9 protein-coding genes are annotated in these 15,955 nt (G+C 59.6%); 5 read left to right on the top strand and 4 right to left on the bottom strand.

Annotation, left to right across the window (positions count from 1 at the left end):
• Positions 1–13: 13 nt before the first annotated feature.
• Entirely contained in the window at positions 14–2,818 is a 2,805-nt protein-coding gene (locus tag GRX76_RS03505) for a TonB-dependent siderophore receptor (protein WP_160152041.1), read from the bottom strand.
• A 94-nt stretch (positions 2,819–2,912) separates the two neighbouring features.
• Positions 2,913–8,195: a hypothetical protein gene (locus GRX76_RS03500; protein ID WP_160152040.1), complete on the bottom strand. Its 5,283-nt coding sequence runs from the start codon at positions 8,193–8,195 to the stop codon at positions 2,913–2,915.
• Positions 8,196–8,593: 398 nt separating this feature from the next.
• Between GRX76_RS03500 and GRX76_RS03495 the strand changes: the two genes are divergently transcribed.
• Genes GRX76_RS03495 through GRX76_RS03480 form a run of 4 tightly spaced genes read left to right on the top strand, consistent with a single transcriptional unit; the run spans position 8,594 to position 11,784 of the window.
• Entirely contained in the window at positions 8,594–9,469 is an 876-nt protein-coding gene (locus GRX76_RS03495) for a MipA/OmpV family protein (protein WP_160152039.1), read from the top strand.
• Positions 9,378–9,836, top strand: coding sequence for a DUF3019 domain-containing protein (locus tag GRX76_RS19385; RefSeq protein WP_370463942.1), 459 nt, complete (start codon positions 9,378–9,380; stop codon positions 9,834–9,836). The genes GRX76_RS03495 and GRX76_RS19385 overlap by 92 nt, the downstream gene beginning before the upstream one ends.
• Entirely contained in the window at positions 9,836–10,603 is a 768-nt protein-coding gene (locus tag GRX76_RS03485) for a response regulator transcription factor (protein ID WP_160152037.1), read from the top strand. Before GRX76_RS19385 ends, GRX76_RS03485 begins: the two co-directional genes overlap by 1 nt.
• Entirely contained in the window at positions 10,603–11,784 is a 1,182-nt protein-coding gene (locus tag GRX76_RS03480) for an ATP-binding protein (RefSeq protein ID WP_160152036.1), read from the top strand. The genes GRX76_RS03485 and GRX76_RS03480 overlap by 1 nt, the downstream gene beginning before the upstream one ends.
• Positions 11,785–11,883: 99 nt before the next feature.
• Here GRX76_RS03480 and GRX76_RS03475 read toward each other — a convergent pair whose 3' ends face one another.
• Positions 11,884–12,465: a hypothetical protein gene (locus GRX76_RS03475; protein WP_160152035.1), complete on the bottom strand. Its 582-nt coding sequence runs from the start codon at positions 12,463–12,465 to the stop codon at positions 11,884–11,886.
• Positions 12,466–12,467: 2 nt separating this feature from the next.
• Positions 12,468–13,709: a TIGR03032 family protein gene (locus GRX76_RS03470; protein WP_236250532.1), complete on the bottom strand. Its 1,242-nt coding sequence runs from the start codon at positions 13,707–13,709 to the stop codon at positions 12,468–12,470.
• A 406-nt stretch (positions 13,710–14,115) separates the two neighbouring features.
• Between GRX76_RS03470 and typA the strand changes: the two genes are divergently transcribed.
• A complete protein-coding gene (gene typA / locus GRX76_RS03465; protein WP_160152034.1) occupies positions 14,116–15,924 on the top strand; it encodes a translational GTPase TypA in 1,809 nt (602 codons plus the stop codon).
• Positions 15,925–15,955: the final 31 nt, after the last annotated feature.

Below are 15,955 nucleotides of genomic sequence, written 5' to 3'. Positions count from 1 at the left end.
AGCAGGATCTCGGTTATTCGCTCAGGAAGTAGCTGAACGACAGGTTTACGCTGCGACCGTAGGGCTGCTGCAGGTAGCTCCAGTAGTAGGGCCAGCGGTTGGTCGTGTCGTTATTGGGCATTTCATCGGTCAGGTTTCTGATGGTGAGGCCCAGGTTCATACGTGCGTTCGGGCGATAGTTCGCAGACAGGTTGGCGGTGTAGTAGGGATCCATCCGCTCGGTGCTGGCGAAGTTTCTGACACTGCCCTGGCGCTGAATGAACAGGGACGCCCCCACGGAACGGAAACCGGCCAGCGGGTTGTCCCAGGTCAGGGTCAGGTTGCTGTTATTGGCCGGGGTCGCCTGGCCGGGCAGGCCATTGCGCATTTCCACCGGCTCGTCGCCCGCAAACTGCAGCCACTCGTAGGACAGGATGTTCACGTACTTGAACTGGGCGCCAAAGTTACCGAAGCGGGCAGAATCAAACTGGCCGGCCAGGGTCACATCGACACCTTCCATATCGGTGTATTCGTGGTTCTGCGGCTCGATGATGATGCGCTCAACGGCACCGGACGCATCGCGAATCACGCGGTTGTTCACGTCCTGACAAAAGTTGCTGCCGCTGGCGTAAACGCCGGTGGCACACTGCCATTCGTTGCGCATCAGGCCGGCGGCACTCTCGGTTACCACCAGGTCTTCCAGGCGCACGTTGTACCAGTCAACCGCGAGGCTGATGTCATTGGTCGGGGTGAAGACAAAGCCGAAGCCGACATCCTTACCTTTTTCCTCTTCCAGGTCCTGGCTGCCACGACGGGTGGAAACCACGTTGTAAACCGCACAGTCGCTGGTGTCTTCGTCCAGGTAGCAGTTGTTGCCAACCAGGTCGGCGACCACGGTGAAACCGGTGGACTCACCGTAAATGTTGAACATGTCCGGGGCGCGGAAAGTCTGCGCCACGCTGCCGCGGAACTTCAGCATGTCCATCGGGCTGTACAGGAACTTCAGCGAGGACGTGTTGCGGCCACCGATCGCGGTGGAATCGTCGTAGCGATCCATACGGGTGGCGAAGGTCAGCTCCAGGTCTTCCACTACCGGAATCAGGAATTCGGCACCAATGGCGGTGCGATCGCGGCTGCCGCCGGCTTCGATGGCACCCAGGTTCAACCAGCCGTTGCCGTCCAGGTTCAGGGAGCGCTCGTCCGGACTGATCTGGCTGGACTGGGTCGCCCAGTCGGCAATCACCGCCACGGTAACCGGGTTGTACAGGAAGCCGAAATCGCTCAGCTCACCCACCGCTTTGGCGCTGATGCTGTCGGCACTGGAGCTGGCATAGGTGGTGGCCATACCCATCAGTTCATCGATATCACCGGAGGCATCGCGGAAGATATTGTTCACCAGCTGGTTGTCGAAGAAGCTGTTATTCACCACGTAGACGTTGTTCGACAGCTCCTGGGAGTACTGGGCGCCGTCGAGAATCCAGTCGCGCAGCGCGTCTTCACGGATGGCACCGTACTTCTGCACCATGTTGTAGCGCGCTTTGGAGTAACCCAGGTCCCAGTTCCAGGTGGTGTCGCCGAGTACGGTTTCACCTTCGAGGCCCAGCATCAGCGTCCACATTTCCTGGTCGTAGCCGGAAGTGGTGTAACCCAGGTCGTGCACAAAAGAGCGCGCAACATTCACTGCGCGGCTGCCGTCGGCACTGATGATGGTGCCATTCCAGTTGGCCGCCGGCGCGGAGCTGGAAACGTCCTGCTTGGAGCCGAGGAAAGTGGCAAAACCGGAAATGTTGTCGCTGAACTGGTAGCGACCGTCCACGAAGGTAGAGGTGCGTTCCATTTCCGGCTGCATGGCAATGCCACCGGAGGCGTCGAAGTTACACACGGTCTTGCCGTCTTCACCGTAGGTCTCGGTGGTCACCAGGCCAGCCGCTTCACAGTCGTAACCCATCGGAGAAACCGGGCCCTGGGTGCCCGCGTTCAGATCGGTCAGGGTAACGCCAACACCGGTGGTCAGGTATTTGCGGTCGTTCAGGAATTCAATGTCATCGGCGTAGATGGCGTCGGAAGAACGCTGCTCCAAGCTGAAGGTCACGGAACCGCGATCGAACACCTTACCGGTAATGAAGGAGGTGTTCTTGGTCAGGCCGTAGCCGTCTTCGTAAGCGCCGACATCGGCAGTGACAATGGTCTGCTCCATATCGCGCTTGGTGATCACGTTGATCACACCACCCACGGCATCGGAACCGTAAATGGCGGAGGCACTGCCATTCAGAATTTCAACGCGGGAGATAGAAGTAGCGGGAATAGTACCCAGGTCCGCGCCGTTCTGTTCACCGCCGAAGGGCAGCGGATAGTCGGCGATTCGGCGGCCGTTGACTAGCACCAGGGTGCGGCCGGCACCCATGCCGCGCAGGTTGGCTTCGGAAGCGCCCACGGTAAAGCCGGACAGCAGGTTGCCCGCTTCGCCTTCGCGGTAGCCGGTGTTCGCCGCCAGCGAGTCGATCACATCGGCAACGGTGTTCAGGCCGCGCGCCTTCATGTCTTCTTCGCCGATCACGGTCATGGGATCGGGGCCGTCGAAGGTGCTGCGCGGAATCAGGGAGCCGGTCACCACCACGTTTTCCATGGTTTCGGCGGAACGCACCACCAGTCCGTCTTCGGATTTAGCAACCTTCTTGGTTACTTTTTCGGAAACAAGCGTTTCCTGCAGTTCGGTTTTTTCGATTTCCTGCGCTTCGCTGCTCTCTTGTGCCGACAGCGGCATTGCCGCAGAAACACCCAGTACCAGCGCTACGCAGAGCGAGAGTTTCTTTTTTTCAAACATTGTTTTTTCAAACATGGTCAATTCCCGTGGGCGTACACCCATCTGAAATTTTTAATTCTTAAACCGGGGGTGCAGTGCACCCCCAGGGCCAGGACGAACGGATCAGCCGTTACAGGCTGCGGGAGATGGACAGGTGGCCGCTGATGCCATTCTTGTCCACGTCACCGCTGTGTACGCCCAGTCCAGATTTGAAGGTCCACAGCTGGTATTTGCCGTCGATACCGAAGTCCACATTGAAGCCAGTGCCGGACACATCGCTTTCGAAAGCGATACCGTTGGCGTGCAGGTTGTGGATATCGGCGTTGCGACGCTCAGATACACTGAAGGTGGCGTAAGGCATGGCGAAGCCTTCGCTCAACTTGAACGACTTGCGCATGTTCAGGCCCAGGCGCGCGCGCTTGCTGCTGTTCAGTGCGTAGTCGTAATCGAAGTTGCCATCCGCGGTGCTGAAGGAATCGACGTCGACACCGACGTTGTCCCACTGCGCGAACGGGGTCACGGCCATGCCGGAATCCGCCAGGTAGGTCCAGCCCGCTTCCACGCTGACACCGTCGGCTTTACCGGAAGTGGCCGCGGCGGAATCGTGCGCACGCACGCTGGCGTCGAAGCCCACCACCTGGTACATGGCATTCGCGTAGAAGTCGCGCATGCTCCAGCTACCGGTCAGGGCGTAGGTTTTGGTATCCAGTTTGGCGTTGGCGGATTGCTCCAGCTGGCTGCCGTCGGCGGTACCCAGGCCCACCATCGGGCTGATGGACAGCCAGCTGTCGCCTAGCTTGGTGGAGTAAGTCGCACCGGCAACCTGGCCACCCAGGGACTGACTGAAGGTCAGGTCCTGCGCCGCCAGCGCGCCGAGGGCGGCCACATCGCTGTTGGTGGTGAACATGCTGGACCAGGCCTGCAGGCCTTCGATACGACCAGTCTCGCTGCCGTTGGCAGAGCGCTCGCCGTCGAAGAAGGCAGAGGAAGAACGCAGCCAGAAGCTTTCCGCCAGGTGGGAAATGGAGCTGGCCGCGGTGCCCAGATCAGACAGACCCGCGGTGTAATCCACTACCCAGTTGCCGCCGCCGTCCTGGCGCAGTTCGGCGCTGAGGATGGTGTCGGCAAAGTCGCCGCCGATGTTGGCCAGCTGGACGCTGTCCATATCCTGCTCACCGTTGATCACCAGCACCGGGCCGGACACGATGCGGCCCTTGCCCTGGTCGGTCACGTTCAGTGCCAGGCGCAGGTTGGAGGACTGGGTGGTGCCCGCTTCGACGTCGAGGATTTCGTTCGCGGTCACGTCGCCGTGAATCACGATGCGGTCGCTGCCGCGGGAGCCGATGTCGGCCAGCAGCAGGGTGTTCTGGCCCTGGAAGCTGGTGAATTCCACATCGCCGCGAATGGTCAGCTTATCGCCGATCTCGTCGTTCACACTGGAGATGGTGACGTAGCTGCCGCGGTAGGACTGGTTGACCATGGTGCCCTTGGCACCCACGTCGATGCGGCTGTCGCCGGAGAAGACGATGTCACCAGACTGGTTGCTGAAATTGTTGGCACCGGCACCCATGTCGATGCTGGCATCATCGAGGATGAACTTGCCCACGCCCACGATATAGCCGTCGGCGTCGTAGCGGAAACCGTTGAGGATAAAGTCGTCGCCCGCGCCCATGGACACGGAGCCTTCAATCAGACCGCGGTTAACGATGTTCGCCGCAAAGTCTTCGGTAGACTGGATCGCAAAGCTGCCTTCGCCGCTGGCGAGGATAGTGCCCTGGTTCAGTACGGTACCCGCGCGCACGAACTCTTCACCGGTTTCCGCGTCAATCGCATTAAGAATCGCGGAAGACAGCTGCACACCCACGGCGTCATCACCGACCGTCACGGTGCCGGTATTCACCACCTGCGCCAGGCTACCGAAAGCCTGGATACCCAGGGACTCGTTACCCACGGTTATCGAACCGGTGTTGATCGCAGTGGCGTAGTTGGCGCCGTAATTGAAGTTGGTGCCCATGGCCTGGATGCCGGTGGAACCATCGCCGGTTTCGATAACGCCGGCGTTCTCGGCGATCGCCTGGGTCTGGCCGCGCGCTACCAGGCCCGCAGCATTGTCGCCGACGATGATGCTGCCGGTGTCGCTCTGCACACTGCGCGCGAAGAAGGCTTCGGCGAACATGCCAGCCACTTCGTCGCCACCATTAATGTCGCCGGTGTTCAGCAGGGTCGCGGTCAGACCGCTATCGGTGAGGGTGCGCATACCTGCAGCGATTTCGACATCGCCCAGGTTTTGCATCGGGCCGGTGCCGATACTGATACTGCCGCTGTTGTAGCCCAGCGACATATAACCGTTCACGCCCATACCGGTGGAGTAGTCGCCGGTACTGATCACGCCGGTGTTGATCGCCGCCGCGGTGTAGTTGTGCGCAAACTCTTCACTCAGGAAGGCACCAGTGGTGAACACGTTGGAAGAAACCATGCCAAAGGCGCGATCACCAGTGGTCACATTGCCGCTGTTATGGGCCAGGGCGTAGGCATCGTTACCACCGGCAACCACGGAGGAAATACCATTGGCGACGGAACCGTGGGCACCATTGCTCTCAGTCGCCTCCAGCAGGTTGCCGCTGCCAACGGTGACATTGCCTTCGTTGATGACGGAGCTGGAACCGTGCCAGCTTTCGGAACGGATACCATTGGCCAAGTCGCCGGCAATCACATCACCGCTGTTGACCACGTAATGATTCGCCAGACCTTCGATACCGAAGTTGCTGACGTTGATGGCGCTGGCTTTGATTGCGACCGCACCGTAGGTCTCCGGCGCCCGGCCATGCACGCCGTTACCAACGGAGACGGTACCCTGGTTTTCCACCACTACGTCGCCGTATTTCGCCGAGACATTGATACCGCGGGCCATGTCGGACAGGGCGATATCACCGGTATTCAGGATGCTGGTGGTGGTCAGCTCGATGCTGTCATCGATCTCGATTTTGCTGTACTCGTACACCTCATCGATGGTGATTTCACCGGCGAGATACGACTCCATATCCGCCTGGGCGCGGGCGTAATTCGCGGCATTAACCTTGTCCACACTCGCCTGACCGTACTGGGTCCACTTGTTGGCGCTGCCAACCCGGTTTGAGCCCAGCGCAGAAACATTGATACCAAAACTGGTAGTGGCAAAGGATTCCAGCGCGCCGTTTTCGTTGTAAGAGGCCAGATGGCTGGTGTCAGCACCAGTGATGGAACCGGAGCTGGCAATAATCACGTCGCCATTCTCAAAGCCGCCAAATGCTTCCACGGTGGCTTCGTCAATACCGGCGCCGGACTGCTCAACACTGTCCATATCGAATGGAGAGGCCGTCACCTGGATCGCCGCACTGCCGGCACCGTTCAGGTAAATGTTGCCCTGGTTGTCGATCACGGTCTCGCCGACGCCGCGGGTGGCGATGCCCGTACCCAGCGCACCGGCTTCAATATCACCGGTATTGAGGATGGTCTTGGCACCGTGGCCTACAGCAGTAATGCCGGAGGCGCGGTAGGTACCGGACAGGTCGATAGAGCCGCTGTTGGCGATGGCAATATCACCGCGGTCGTCGAAATAGCCGGTGGCGTTCCACTGCACAACGTCCACGTAGTGCTGGGTGACTTCTTCGGTGTAGTTGCCTGTTGGGCGGCCGATAAAGTTCAGTTCCGGCACCAGGTGGGTGTAGTACTCACCGTTGGCATTGTGGCTGTAGATGTTGTCTTCGCGATCGCTCAGGCCGTAGGCCACGTTCAGTTCATTGGCCTCGCCCACTGCCACAGTGAAAGCGTCATCTCCCGTGCAGACATCGAAAAACGGATTGCAGGCTGCAACTTCTGCCTGTTCTTTCTTGGCGCTCAGGCCGGCGGAGGTGGAGGCGTAGATACCAGCACCGCCAACGCCGTCGGCGACTTCGATATCACCGGAGTTGACGATGGTAATGCCCGCACCGGAGGGGTTTTTCGCATGAATGGCGACACCCGCCTCACCCACGGAAATGCTACCGGTATTGCCGATCTCGATAACGCTGTCGGTGCTGTCGACGATTTTCGAGCCGACGGTGTATTCGCGGTAGAAATGGGTGTAGCTCGGGTTCTGGAAGCCACCAAAAAAGCTCAAGCGCCCCGGGGTGTGCTCAACGGCGTAGGCAGTACCGCTATCCTGGGTGTTATAGCTGTAAGAAATACCGGAATCCACAGCCTGCACTGCGCTGCCCGCGCTGATGCCGTAAGAGGCATCACCAGTAGCGATATCGCCGCTGTTGCTGATGGCGATGTCACCACTCTCGGTAAAGACGTTGATGCCCTTGGAAATATCACCCGCGCTGATAGCGCCGGCGTTTTCAATCGCAATATTGCCAGTGGTGCTGCTGGCGCTGATGCCACCGGCGAATACGGTGGCGGTGTGAACGTTGAGCGGATCAACGAAAATGGTGTCTTCACCCGTAAACACGCTGATATCGTCGACGCCGTCGCCATCGACATCGACGGCATTGATACGGCTGAATGGGTCTTCCCCCCGTTTCACCAGCTCGTCGTAAGTGTTCTCGTGTATCTCGGTGAACGCGGAGTAATAGGTGACGGACTGGCCGCCGCCGACACTGATGTCACCGGTGTTGGAGATAGAAATACTGCCCGCTTCGGTTTCCGCGCTAACCAGCGCACTCACGCCACCCTCGAAGGTGCCTTCATCGGCCACCAGGAAAGTGATTTTGTCTTCGGGGCCATTCTTAACCCACTTGCCGTAGTCGGCACTGTTGGGGTCCACCCCCAGGTAGCTACCGAGTTCGTCAGCGCCGACCTTGATCGGGTTACCTTCGGCGTCGCTAAACAGGATACGCTCACCGGTGGGGTCACCGTTTTCATCCAGCTGGACATAGCTGTCAAAGAAATGGCCGCCGTCATTGGAGTTTGCACTGCCGACACGGATACCCATGTCATAACGGGTCTGCTCGACCCCGTCCGGAACCTCGATACCAGCGTCGCCGTCTTGGGCGATATCACCGTGGTTCTCGATCACTATGGAGCCAGTGGCCTCGGTGTCGACAATGGCCGTGGTAACCGAGGTAACGGTAATGCCGCTGGCGCTGCTGCCTTCGGCAACCACCACATTGATGTCGCCGGGGAGAATGCTCTCGGCCGCGGTTTCCGGATCGATGACCGTCGCATCGACCACGTCGTAGTTGATGGATTCATCGAATACGCCGCTGCAATTGACGGTGTCGCCGGCTGCCGGTGTGCCCAGCTGACCCGGTGCGCAGGCAATTTCTGCCGCGGCAGCGTAGCCCGGGGCACCCATGGCGATGGCGGTTACCGCCGCGGACGTGAACAGAGCCTTGCGGACCGCGGAGGTCAGCTGACTCTGGGAACTGGGAAAGCCTTTGTTATCGGCCATAGATTCTCTCCCCAATGTGAATGGTTGCGATCGTGCGCTGTTATCGGAAGTTTCTGAGCAGCGGATAAAACCACGGGCGGAATCAAGGTCTCCAAGGCTTTCACGTAACAGTTTGTCAGCGCACCGGTGTGGCGCGCGCAACAGGGGAAATGCACCATCAGCGGGCAATTCCGTACGGTCGTTCAATATTGAAAATCGGCGGGAGAATCAGACCGGAAAGTCAGTCATTTTTTGTACAGATAATTAGTTGGACTATCGTCCGTTTCTAGGAGATTTTTCCTCACAAACCTGCGCTTTGTAACAGTTTGTAAGGATTCGGTAGAGGCTATGGAGCGGCCAGTTACGCTGTGATACAAACGATCAAAATACAACCAGAACACTGTTCACGCGCTGCCTAGATGACCAGACTTACCCCCAGATTCCTGCTGACTTTCCTCGGCGTTTTTTCCGCCGTGGCGACTTCCCATGCAGCCGTACAGCCCAAGCCGGCGCGCACTACCAGTCTGTCCGAGGTTTCCACCTCCACTTGGGAAATCAGTATCGCCAGCGGCTATGGCTACCTGGAAAATCCCATCGCCGGAAAACGGGATAGCGAAACCTATTTGCTACCTTCCTTCAGTTACTACGGAAAACGTTTCTTTGTCAGCGACCTGACGGTCGGCTATAGCCTGCTGGAAAACAAAAACGTTTATCTGGATCTGGTCGCACGCCCCAATGAAGACGGGCTTTATTTCCAACTGGACAAGAACAAAGCTGCCGATGGCCTGGTGACAAACTGGTTTACGCACTTCCAGGCTCCCAATCCGGAAGATGTAGAGCGCAAGGTTTCCGTTGTCGGCGGCCCCAGTGTGACCCTGGTTTCGGACTGGGTAGACGTTTCCTTTTCCTGGTTTCACGACCTGAGCAATGTGCACCACGGCAGTGAAGCCCACCTGAGTTTCGACAAGCAGTATCCCCTGTTTGCCGGCGCCATCGGCTTCGGTATTGGCGCCATCCAGAAAGACGCAGACCTGGTGAGTTACTACTACCAGTTCAGCGAGCAGGAAGCGGACATTTTCTACAACCGTTACCTCGCCGCTCACCCTGCGGACGATGCCACCGACACCTACGCACGCGTGCATTTTTCCTACCCGCTGGGCAAGCACCTGTCTCTGCGCCTGGCGGCGCGCTACAACGACTTCGATGAGGCAGGCAGAAATGCGCGCTTTATCGACAAGCCCCATACCCTCAGCTGGTTTGCGGGCCTGCAGTACGCGTTCGGTAGCGGGCACTGAACATGAAGCGGCAATTCTTTTTGCTCCTCATGGCAATCGCGCCCGCGCTGGTGAAAGCCGCGGAATTGCGCCTCACCCCAGCGTTTGCGCGGTGGATGAAGGGGAGAGCAGCTGCAACGTGTCGGTCAAAATCGATTTCGATGCGGACGATAACGCCCGCTATTGCCTGTCCATTGCCGGCCGCGGGCTGGTGCGCTGCTTCTGGGGCGACGCCGAAGAGCTGAAGGTATACGTCAATAGCCCCGGCGATCTTCGCTTTCAGGTGACTTCCGGTGAGAGCGGGGAGGGGGTGGCCGCGGCCATTCTCAAGGTCGCGCAATATCAACCAAAACGCCACCGCCGCCGCTACGGCTGGGGGCTGCTGTAATGAACGCCATGTCGAGCCCTGCCAATATCGCATTCCAAGCTGATAACGCCCATCCAGAAACCGAAGGCGTTTCGGGTAAATACCGGATTTTACTGCTGGAAGACGACCAGCAATTGGCGGAACTAATCGTGCGCTTCCTGTCCGATCGGGATTGCGACGTCACCTACGCGGCCAATGGCAGCGAATTTATGCGCGCGGTGCACCACCGCGAATACGACCTGATCATCGCCGATGTGGTGCTGCCGGATGCCAGTGGCTTCCAGTTACTGGAGCAATTCCGCAGCCAGTTGAGCTGCCCGCTGATTTTCCTCAGCGCACTCAGCTCCGTCGATGATCAGGTCGCCGGCCTGCGCCTGGGCGCCCATGACTATCTGGTTAAACCGGTGGACCCCCACCTGCTGTGGGCAAAAATTCAGGCGCACCTGCGCACTGCCAGCAGTCAGGCGTCCTCCGGCGACGCCATTACCTTTGGCCCGCTTCAAATAAACCTCGTGAGTCGTCAGGCCCAGGTACACGAGCAGCCACTGCCGCTCACCACCAATGAATTCGATCTGCTGCAGATTTTTGCCGAACAACCGGCGCGCCTGCTGAGCCGCGAGTATCTGTTCCGTCGGGTGATCGGCCGCGAGTTTGACGGCTTGGATCGGGTAATCGATATGCGCGTGAGCCGCCTGCGCAAAAAGCTGGAAGCCATTGCCGACGGCGTTGCCATTCAGTCCATCCGCGGCCGCGGTTACTCCCTCAACACCGTGCACAGTCACTCCTGATGCGCCTGCAGATGTTGCGTATGGTCAGCGTACTGGCGCTGGCTTTAGTGGTGGTTTACTCATCGGTGGCGGCGCTGTTCAACCTCTACTCCACCGCGCCCCACGAGTACACCATCAGCGCCGAACAGCTGGCGCGAGCGCTGGAGCGCGGCGATGCGCCCCTGGCCCAGAGTTACTCCGCCGACGCCATCCACTTTTCCGGTGCCCTGCGCCAGCGCCTGGACAATGGCGAGGTAGTGGGCCTTGATGCCGGCGACGGACAGATCCTGTTTTACCACCGCAACGGCAATACCGTACTGGAAATCGGCCCCTTTCCCCACGAGCCGGCGCAGAGCGTTACCCAGTGGCGACTGCTGTTTATCGGCGCCATGCTGGTGGTGCTGCTGCTATTGATCTGGCCCATGTTCAGTGACCTCAGTCGGCTGCAAAACCAGGCCATTCGCTTCAGCAAAAAGCCTTTCCATATTCCCGGCCAGTTCAGCCGTCGCTCCACCATTTACCCGCTGGCGGAAACCTTCCGCCGCATGGCCAATATCGTTACCGGCCATTTCCAGATGAACCAGGACCTGGCGCGCACCATCGCCCACGAGGTGCGCATGCCGCTGGCACGGATCAAGTTTCAGCAGGCACTGACCGACAGCGACTCGGAAAGCCGCCGGGTCATCGACAGGGCTACCCGCGATATCGAAGAGCTGGTGGACAAGTATCTGAGCTTTGCCCAGGTGGAAGTGCACGAGCAGTTTCTCGCGCGCAAGGCCGTCGCCCTGGAAACCTTTTTTACCGACCTGGCTTCACACCTGGAAGTCCAGTGTCCACAACTGGAAATTGCCTACTACTTTCCCGATGGCGATGCCTGGCTGGAGCCGGACTCGCTGACCATCGCGATTCAGAACCTGGTAGTGAATGCCGGCAAATACGCGCGCGACCGTGTGGATATCCGTTTCGCGCACGAGGGTGGTTTCTGCCATCTTGCGGTGGAAGACAACGGTCCCGGCCTCGGCGGTGACGCGCTGGAACTGACCGATGCCTTTACCCGCTCGGCGACCGACGACCAGGGCTACGGACTCGGCCTGTATATCGTCAAGAAAGTAATGATGTGGCACGAGGGCGAGCTGCGCCTGGACCAGTCCCCCAGCCTCGGCGGTACCCGCGCCACCTTGCGCTGGCCCAACCGGTCCTGATCGCGGGCCTGATCGCGGGCCGGACCACGGCCCGGATCACGGATAGAAGCAAGCGCCGCGCTGCTCGGGTGTCGGTATTGCCAGATGTCGGTACTGTTATTAAACGTCGGAATTGACTGGCAGACTGGCACCCGGAGAGATCTGATGTTCGGTGACCGATTCATCAAACTTGCGCCCGACAACCGGAGCGCCGCCGGGGCGCAGGCCGAGAATAAAGAAGCCGATCTCGCTGCCCGCCTGCAACTCACTGTCCGCAAGCACATCCGCACCTTGCGGCGAAACAAGCACACCGAACGGCTTGCGCGGCAGGTACCTGGGCTCCCAGGCCTTGAGAATGGTGTAACTCTGCGTCAGTAACGCCCGCCACACTGAGTCGGTTGCGGAATCGGTCTCGCCGCCCGGCCCGAAAAAGGCGCGGTAGAAGTAGTACTGCTGGCCATCGTGCGGGGCGAAGTCGACATGCGCCGAGCTGAGGGCGACGATGGCGCCTTCACGCAACACCGCTACCACCACCTCGTTTGCCCGACGACGCAATTCCATTAACGTCAGGCCCGCTGGCAGCGACCTGTTACGCAGCCAGAAGTCGATGACGGCATTGATATCCGCTGGTGTCAGCTTGCGGTAGACATCCAGCAACTCAACGCCGTCGCACTCCGCCAGGCGCGGATAATTGCCCTGCATATTCAGCCGTTGGCTTGCGCGCTGGCCGCCGCACCGGTGGCGTCTTCAAAGGTCACCATGGTGAGGTTTTCCCTGCTCTGCTGGCCGATGCCCATGGGGCAGCGGGTACCGGCAAGTACCGTGAGGTCAAACAGTTCGCTGACCGGCCCATCGAGGCGGATCCAGTGTTCCACATTGCCGTTGGTCAGGTTGATGAACTGCACCCCGCACCAGGCCTCCGAGTCCTTGTCCGCCAGGTTCTGGTCCAGCTGCAGGCCCTCGAAGCGCTCGTAGCGCGGCTTGGACAGACCGACGATGGCGTAGTTGCCGTGCATGGCCAGGCCGCGGGCAAAGCCCGGGCAGAAGGTGTGTGGTACGAAGGATTTGTTCTCGAAATCCACGTAACCCAGGTAGCCGGTGCCGCTGTTCAATACCCACAGCTTGCCATTCACCCAGCGCGGCGAGTGCGGCATGGACAGGCCTTCACACACGATCTCGTTGCTTTCGATATCGATGATGATGCCGCCGTTATCGCGGCGCTCGCGCCAGCCATCGATGGTGTCGGACTTGCACACCGCGGTGACATATTTTGGCCTGCCATCCACCATCGCCAGGCCGTTCAGGTGGCAGCGGTCTTCCGGCACGATTTTGCTGATGAATTCCGGTTTCCAGAGCACGCGGAAACTGTGGGTCAGGCTCGGCTCTGCCAGGCAGTTGTACTTGGTATTCACAAACACAATCTTGCCGTTCTTCTGGATGCCCAGCTCGTGGATATCCACCTCGCCGGTGAACTGCGCGTTGCGCGGCACATAGCAGGCGTCAAAGATCTTGTTCGCCACCTGCCCCGGCTGCAGTACGTTCTCGAAGCGCCAGATCTGGTAGAGGCCACCCATGTAAATACGGTTGCGGTTGCCCACAATACCCATAGCGCGCTGGAAGATGCGCTCGTGGAAAGACAGCTTGCCGCCGGGCTCAGCACCCACCATGTAAACGCGGCCGGACTGGTAAGAGGTGAAGGCAATGGACAGCTGGCGCTGGTGCATCCACTGGGCCAGGCCGGCGGAACAGGATTTGCGCACTGGCTCGGGCTTGGCCGCCTGCTGCTCGCCGGCGGTCGGTTCGGTGATCTCTTGTGGCTGCTGTCCCTGCGCCGCGGTGTTCCCTTGGCTTGCCTCTGCACTCGTCTCTGAGCTTTTCTCTGGCTGGCTTTCTGCCTGATCTACCGCCGGCATTTGCGCCTCGGCGGTTGCGTCTACTTCACTCATTTCGGTACCACGGAGTTACTTGGTGGGGCGTTACTTTGTGGCCCGCAGCCGCGGACCCGGTCATTATTTTTTTGGCCAGTTTTCAGCCACAGGAGACTGTACCGCGCCTTAAGACGTGACCGGGGGACCGACTGTAACAGTTTGTAGCAAGCGCGCCGGCGCTAACCGAAACTCGCCAGTCGCAGCAGCTGCAGAGCCGATGGAATCAGGGCTACAGGCCGCAAACGCACAAATTTCCGCCAATCCGACTCCCAATTGCCACACTTCACCTCTATAATGCGCGCGCCTTGGCCGGATAGCCGCTGTTTTACCCCTCAGCCCAGCCCCCGCCTGACCCAATTTCCCAGGTGTGACCACGCTTAACCTAGTGCCACACCCAATCACGCAATACGCCCAGAGGCCCCCAGTGATAGACAATCTTCGCAATATCGCGATCATCGCCCACGTTGACCACGGCAAGACCACCCTGGTGGACAAGCTGCTGCAGCAGTCCGGTACCCTGGACCGCCGCAGCGCCGACTCCGAGCGCGTGATGGACTCCAACGACCAGGAAAAAGAGCGCGGTATTACCATCCTCGCCAAGAACACTGCGATCCGTTGGAACGACTACCGCATCAACATCGTCGACACCCCCGGGCACGCCGACTTCGGCGGCGAGGTAGAGCGCGTACTGTCCATGGTGGACTCGGTACTGCTCTTGGTCGACGCAGTGGACGGCCCCATGCCGCAAACCCGCTTTGTGACCTCCAAGGCCTTCGAGCAGGGCCTGAACCCGATCGTGGTGATCAACAAGATCGACCGCCCGGGCGCGCGCCCTGACTGGGTAATGGACCAGGTGTTCGACCTGTTCGACAGCCTCGGCGCTACCGAAGAGCAGCTGGACTTCCCGGTCATCTACGCTTCCGCCCTGAACGGCATCGCCGGTCTCGACGAAACCGATATGGCGGACGACATGACCCCGCTGTTCCAGATGATCGTCGACAAGGTGCAGCCGCCGCAGGTAGACAGCAACGGCCCCTTCCAGATGCAGGTTTCCGCACTGGACTACAACAGCTACGTGGGCGTGATCGGCGTTGGCCGCATCACCCGCGGCACCCTGAAGCCGAACCAGCAGGTCGTGATCCTCGACCGCGAAGAGAACAAGCGCAAAGCCAAGGTCCTGCAGGTGATGGGTTACCTGGGCCTGGAGCGCGTGGAAGTGGAACAGGCCAGCGCCGGCGACATCGTGTGTATCACTGGTGTGGGCGAGCTGAACATTTCCGACACCCTGTGTAATCCAGAGCACCCGGAAGCACTGCCGCCGCTGTCGGTCGACGAGCCCACCGTAAGCATGACCTTTCAGGTGAACGACTCGCCGTTTGCCGGTAAAGAAGGCAAGTTCGTGACCTCGCGCAATATCAAGGATCGCCTGGACCAGGAACTGATCCACAACGTGGCACTGCGTGTAGAGCAGGGCGACTCCCCGGACAAATTCAAGGTATCCGGCCGTGGTGAGCTGCACCTGTCGGTACTGATCGAATCCATGCGCCGCGAAGGTTTCGAACTGGGTGTTTCCCGCCCGGAAGTAGTACAGAAAGTCGTCGACGGCGAAGTACAGGAACCCTACGAGCAGGTGGTGATCGACGTAGAAGAGCAGCACCAGGGTCCGATTATGGAAGAGCTGGGTCTGCGCAAGGCCGACCTGACCAACATGGAACCGGACGGCAAGGGCCGCGTGCGCCTGACCTTCATCGTGCCGTCTCGCGGCATGATCGGTTTCCGCAACCAGTTCCTGACCATCACCAGTGGCTCCGGCATCATGACCAGCATCTTCGACCACTACGGTCCGGTGAAGATGGGTGACGTAGCCAAGCGCATCAACGGTGTGCTGGTGTCCATGACCAAAGGCAAGACCCTGGCCTACGGCCTGTTCGCACTGCAAGACCGCGGCCGCCTGTTCCTGGGCCACGGTGAAGAAGTCTACGAAGGCCAGGTGATCGGTATTCACTCCCGCGGTAACGACCTGGTGGTGAACCCGACCAAAGCCAAGCAGCTCACCAACGTGCGCGCTTCCGGTACCGACGACGCGCTGACCCTGTCACCGCCCATCCGTCACACCCTGGAGCAGGCACTGGAATTCATCGAAGATGACGAACTGGTGGAAGTGACTCCGGAAAGCATCCGGGTTCGCAAAAAAATCCTGCAGGAAAACATGCGCAAGCGTGCGAAGAAGTAATTCTTCGGGAAAATAAAAAAGCGCCCCATGG

It is taken from the genome of Microbulbifer sp. ALW1, from assembly GCF_009903625.1.
Lineage (GTDB): Bacteria > Pseudomonadota > Gammaproteobacteria > Pseudomonadales > Cellvibrionaceae > Microbulbifer.
Note: the sequence above shows the minus strand (reverse complement) of the source record. Positions and strands in the feature narration are given on the sequence as shown.